Origin of the sequence: Occallatibacter sp. (genome assembly GCF_049802275.1) — a bacterium.
GTDB lineage: Bacteria > Acidobacteriota > Terriglobia > Terriglobales > Acidobacteriaceae > Telmatobacter.
The window spans coordinates 1-5,337 of sequence record NZ_JBARMD010000606.1 but is presented as its reverse complement, the minus strand read 5'-3'; the positions used below and the strand labels follow the sequence as shown (position 1 = coordinate 5,337).

Annotated in this window: 5 protein-coding genes; 3 read left to right on the top strand and 2 right to left on the bottom strand. The window is 59.6% G+C overall.

Going from position 1 to position 5,337, the window contains the following annotated elements:
• From WA354_RS20635 to WA354_RS20625, 3 genes are all read left to right on the top strand, one after another.
• Positions 1 to 1,209: Ig-like domain repeat protein (locus WA354_RS20635; protein ID WP_472814908.1), on the top strand; the 1,209-nt coding region annotated here is incomplete at its 5' end.
• 194 nt (positions 1,210 to 1,403) lie between these two features.
• A complete protein-coding gene (locus WA354_RS20630; RefSeq protein ID WP_472814907.1) occupies positions 1,404 to 2,450 on the top strand; it encodes a galactitol-1-phosphate 5-dehydrogenase in 1,047 nt (348 codons plus the stop codon).
• A gap of 21 nt (positions 2,451 to 2,471) precedes the next feature.
• Positions 2,472 to 3,269, top strand: coding sequence for an SDR family NAD(P)-dependent oxidoreductase (locus WA354_RS20625; RefSeq protein WP_472814906.1), 798 nt, complete (start codon positions 2,472 to 2,474; stop codon positions 3,267 to 3,269).
• A 38-nt stretch (positions 3,270 to 3,307) separates the two neighbouring features.
• Here WA354_RS20625 and WA354_RS20620 read toward each other — a convergent pair whose 3' ends face one another.
• The gene (locus WA354_RS20620; RefSeq protein WP_472814905.1) at positions 3,308 to 4,405 is read right to left on the bottom strand and encodes a LacI family DNA-binding transcriptional regulator; all 1,098 of its coding nucleotides are present in this window, start codon (positions 4,403 to 4,405) and stop codon (positions 3,308 to 3,310) included.
• 32 nt (positions 4,406 to 4,437) lie between these two features.
• Positions 4,438 to 5,337, bottom strand: a 900-nt coding sequence (locus WA354_RS20615) for a glucoamylase family protein (RefSeq protein WP_472814904.1), incomplete at its 5' end; no start/stop codon positions are given.

Below are 5,337 nucleotides of genomic sequence, written 5' to 3'. Positions count from 1 at the left end.
TATGATGAGGCCACCGGTCTCGGATCGCTCAACGTTGCCAACGTCGTGAATGGGTGGAGCGGAACGACCACCGGGACGGCGACTGCGACGGTGGGTGTTTCGGCTTCGCCGACGACCATCACGAGTGGGCAGGGAACCACCGTTACCGTTACCGTGACCGGCGCGAGCGGCACGCCTACCGGAACCGTGGTGTTGACGAGTGGAACCTTCGCATCGGCTACGAAGAGCCTTTCCAGCGGAAGCGTCACCTTCAACCTCTCGCCCGGTGTGCTCTCGGTGGGCACGGATACCTTGCAAGCCAGCTACAGTGGCGACTCAACGTACGCCGCTGCTAACGGAACGACGACTGTGACGGTGACTCCCTTGCCGACTCCAACCGTGACGGTGACACCAGCCGCAAGCAGCATCAACTCGGGGCAGAGCCTGAATGTGACGGCAGCGGTGGCGGGAACAGGCGGAACACCAACCGGCACGGTAACGTTGTCGTCAGGAAGCTATACCTCGTCGGCGCAGCCGCTCGCATCCGGTAGTGCCACGATCGCTATTCCTGCGAACAGCCTTAGCGCCGGAACTGACACGTTGACCGTCAGCTACAGCGGAGACAGCAACTTCTCAACGGCAACTGGAACGGGAAGCGTTACGGTTGCGCAGTCCACTTATGCCCTCGCAGCGACAGCGCCCGCGAGTATCGGACGCGGCACTTCGGCAACCTCAACAATTACCTGGACGACCACCAACAACTATTCGGCGAACGTGACCCTGGGCACGTGCACGCTGAATGCGGGGAGTCCGACGAACTCGGCAACCGACACTCCACACTGCACAGTTTCCACCGCGGCAATTGGGAGTGGCGCGAGCGGCACAGCTACCGTAACGACCAAGGCGGCAACGACCGCAGCACTGAAGCGGCCTGCGTTTCCAGGCCTGGCTGTGACCGGATCTGGCGCGATTCTCGCGCTGGTGGTGTTCTTCGGAATTCCGGCACGGCGGCGCAGTTGGCGCGCGATGCTGGGGATGTTTTTACTGATGGTGACGCTTGGCAGCCTCGCGGCCTGCGGTGGCGGCGGCTCAAGCAGTGGCGGAGGCGGGGGAGGCGGAACCAGCGATCCTGGAACGGCATCCGGCAGCTATGTGTTCACCGTGAATTCAACGGGCAGCGATCCGGCCAAGACAACGGCGACAACAACGTTTACTGTAACCGTCAATTAGCTTCGTCCCAGGTTCGGCAGGCTGGCCCTCCCCTCGGGGAGGGCCAGCGTGTTTCTGCGACGTTAATGGGTTGGCGGGTTCGGGTTGTGGGGGATGGCTGCGCGCGACGCGGGGCGCTTCAGCAGTAGAATCAAAGACGGGTGCAACGCTATTTTCTGCATCAGCCTGCAACTGAGAGTTGACCAGAGGCTTTGATGAAATCCTTGCTGCTGGAAGAATACGGGAAGTTTGCGATTGTAGATGTGCCGCGGCCGGAGCCAGGCGAAGATGAGGTGCTGTTGCGTGTAGCTGCGTGTGGCATCTGCGGTAGCGACGTGCATGGCTACGACGGATTTTCGGGCCGGCGCATTCCGCCGCTCATCATGGGACATGAAGCCGCCGGGGTGATTGTCGCCGTCGGATCCGGCGTGAGTGCCTACAAACAAGGCGATCGCGTCACTTTCGACTCGACGGTTTACTGCGGGCGTTGCATTTATTGCCGGCGGGGTGAGATGAATCTGTGCGATCGACGCGAAGTGATTGGCGTGTCGTGCGGCGAATATCGCAGGAATGGAGCCTTCGCGGAATACATTACGGTGCCCGAGCGCATACTTTATCGATTGCCGAGTAAGATGTCGTTCCCCGAGGCGGCCATGCTGGAGGCAACCTCAGTGGCGCTTCATGCGGTGAAGGTGAGCGGCGTGAAGCAGGGCGATACGGCGCTGGTGGTGGGAGCGGGGATGATCGGATTGCTGACCATGCAGGCTTTGCGCGCGGCGGGCATGGGACGGGTGATGATCGCGGACATCGACGAGACGCGACTGACGCTCGGTGAACTGCTGGGCGCGGACGAAGCGCTGCGTGGAACGGGCGAAGAGATTGCCAAAGCGGTGTTGGCGCGAACAGGCGGCGTGGGCGCGGATGCGGTATTTGACGCGGTTGGACGTGCTAAGACAGTTGCGGAGTCGATTGACAGCGTTCGCAAAGGCGGAACCGTCACGCTGATCGGAAACATCGAGCCGGAAGTTGTGCTGCCGCTTCAGAAAGTGGTATCGCGACAAATCAAGATTCAGGGAACTAATGCTTCGGCGGGGGAATACCCGCAAGCGATCGAACTGATTTCCAGCGGGCGCATTCATGTGCGTCCGATGATTACGGCAGTCGCGCCACTCGAAGAAGGGCCTAGCTGGTTTGATCGGCTGCACGCCCAGGAGCCGAACCTGATGAAGGTTGTGCTGTCTCCCATGGATGAAGCACGCTGACCCTGGGGAAACGAGGCTTTAATGCCTGATTCGCTTTTTGATCTGACGGGCCAGGTTGCTATTGTGACGGGAACCAGCCGCGGGCTGGGGCAGTATTTTGCGCGAGCGCTGGCGAAGGCAGGCGCAGACCTGGTGCTGACGAGCAGACGCCGCGAATCCCTTCACGAATTCGAAGCGGAGATACGAGCCCTGGGACGGCGTAGTGTCGCACTCGAACTTGACGTACGCAACCAAGCCAGCATCGCGCACATGATGAAGGAAGCCGAAGCAGCGTTCGGGCAGATTCATATCCTGGTGAATAACGCCGGCTGCAACGTGCGAAAGCCGGCGCTTGAGGTCACCTGGGACGACTGGAATCTGGTGCTCGACACTAATCTGCGCGGGAGTTTTTTTGTAGCGCAGGCCGTTGCGCGCGGCATGATCGAGCACAATTATGGGCGCATGGTCAACATCGGGTCCGTGACCAGCGTGTTTGGATTTGCGGGGCTGGCGCCGTATTGCGCGAGTCGCGGCGGCATTCGCCAACTGACGATGAGCCTGGCGGACGATTGGGGACAGCACGGAATTACCGTGAACTGTCTCGCGCCGGGCTGGTTCAAGACGGAGCAAAACAAGGTGCTTTATGAAGACCCCGAGTGGGTGGCTTACCTCGCCGATCGCATTCCGGTGAAGCGCCCGGGATTGCCGAATGATCTTGACGGCGCGGTTGTGTTTCTTGCATCTGAGGCGAGCCGGTACATTACCGGGCAAACCTTGCTGGTGGATGGCGGTATCTCGACAGGCGCGACGCGCGCTACGGTCGCGCGCAAAACCACCTGAAAGCAATCAGCATGGCGCGATTTTCTGTGATGGGTGATTTAGATCGCGCCGTCCGTCGTTCTGAGGACAGGCGGTTGCTCATCAGCGGATTGGCTTATGCTTTCCGACTGATGGATGGAGTGTCCGGTGGATTTGCGGACGACAAGCCTGGGATAGACGGTGATCGCCTCGGGTTGCGGATGTGGGACCTCATTGCGGATGAGCGAGAGCAATGTGCTGGCCGCAACCTGGCCCATGCTGCGCAGTGGCTGATGAATGGTGGTCAATGGCGGATGATGCATCGATGCAGCCATGATGTCGTCGAAGCCGAGAACCGAGACATCTTTTGGTACGCGCAATCCGGCGTCCCGCAACGCCGAAATGGCGCCGATGGCGGTCACATCATTGAAGGCGAAGATTGCGGTGAAGGGCTGACCACTTTGCAACAGGTGCCGCGTAACCTCCTGCCCGGGGGCTGGACCCGGCTCCGGGCTTTGCAACTGGAAGACAAGGCGATCGTCAATTTCGATATGCAGATCGCGGGCGGCCTGCACAATTGCCTGCCAGCGCAAGACAGTGTCTGAACTGAACGGCTGGCCCTTGATGAACGCGATGTGTTTGTGCCCCAGCGTCTTCAGATGCGACAGTGCGAGATTTGCAGCCTGGTCGTGGTCCAGCTCGATATTGATGACGCCCTCGCGTCGGTCATGACCTGAAATCGAAACCAGCGGTACCGGCAGATCTTCGTTCACAGGCGAGTCGACGGCAATGATGCCTTCAACCGAGCGAGCCAGCATCATGCGCGGATATCCCTCAAGCAGGTCCGCCCGGTGACGATGGCTCACGACGAAGTAGAAGAAGCCATCCTTGAGCAGCTCGTCTTCGATTCCGCTGATAACGGTGGTGGAGTAGCCTTCGCTGATTTCGGGGACGATGACGCCGATGGTGTAGGTGCGTTTCTGGCGCAGGCCGCGCGCCATGGTGTTGGCGATGTATCCATTGAGGGCAGCGGCATGCAGCACGCGCTGCTGGGTTTCCTCGGCGATGCGATGGGCTGTGGCCTCTCCGTTGATGATGCGGGAAACCGTGGACTGCGACAGCTCAAGCATCGCAGCGAGTTCTTTCAGCGTGATCGGCTTGATTGGTGCTCTGGCCAAGTCGTTCTGCTCCAGGAACTGCGTCTAAACACTCATGCGGCGGTGTGAAACCCGGCGCGCTGCATCGCGGCCTTTGCTTCAGGGTTGCGCATGAATGTATTCCAAATCATACCCGTTCGAAGGTTCTCTGCCATCAAAACCGAGATTCCCTGGTCAATACCGAGGACATCCGTGTCGTACCAGTTTGCCGCGGGATGAAACGCATCCACAAAACCGTACCGGCCCCAGGCCTGCTTGCCCCACTTGTCGCGCATGGCACGCAGAACGGAGATGCAATTAGTGGGAACGAAAGCGAGTGAGCCAGCCGACGCGCAGGGAACGACGGTTCCATCGATGGGCCCCTGTGCCGGAGGTCCTCCCCATGCGGTGTAACCATCTTTATAGTCCGAGGCGGAAATGCCCCAGTAATCCTCGTTGTACCATTTGGGGTAGGAGAGGCAGAACGCCTTGTGCGCCTCGGTTGCTGTGATCGAGTTTTCGAAGTAGTTGGCGTAATCATCACGCTTGTTGCGGAAATCGAACCAGGCGTGCGAGTACTGATGCGTAAAGATCGGGTCGTTGCCGCTGATATAGGTGAAGTCCTTGTAATGAATGACAGGGCGGGTCCAGTTCTTCCAGTAATCGCCGGGTACGGGATGGGTGGGCGAGCCGATAGCGAGAAGGTAGATCATCATGAGCTCGCAGAAATGCTCCCATCGAGCATCGATAAAGCCCTCGCCCGGGTGCCATCCCATGGAGAATGTTTTTCCGCCGTTCAGCATCCACGGCCAGTCGACGCGCTCGTAAATCTGCGTGGCCAGCGACTTGATTTTCGGATCTTCGAAGTATGCGCGCGCACTAAGAATGCCGCAGAGCAGCAGGGAAGTATCGATGGAGGAGAGCTCGACGCCTCTTACGCGCTCGCCAGTCTCGATATCGCTGAAGTGGTAGTA

What these genes read in the sequence shown, in the direction of transcription:
- WA354_RS20630 (WP_472814907.1), top strand. Translation starts at nt 1,404, where the DNA reads ATGAAATCCTTGCTGCTGGAAGAATACGGGAAGTTTGCGATTGTAGAT.
- WA354_RS20625 (WP_472814906.1), top strand. Translation starts at nt 2,472, where the DNA reads ATGCCTGATTCGCTTTTTGATCTGACGGGCCAGGTTGCTATTGTGACG.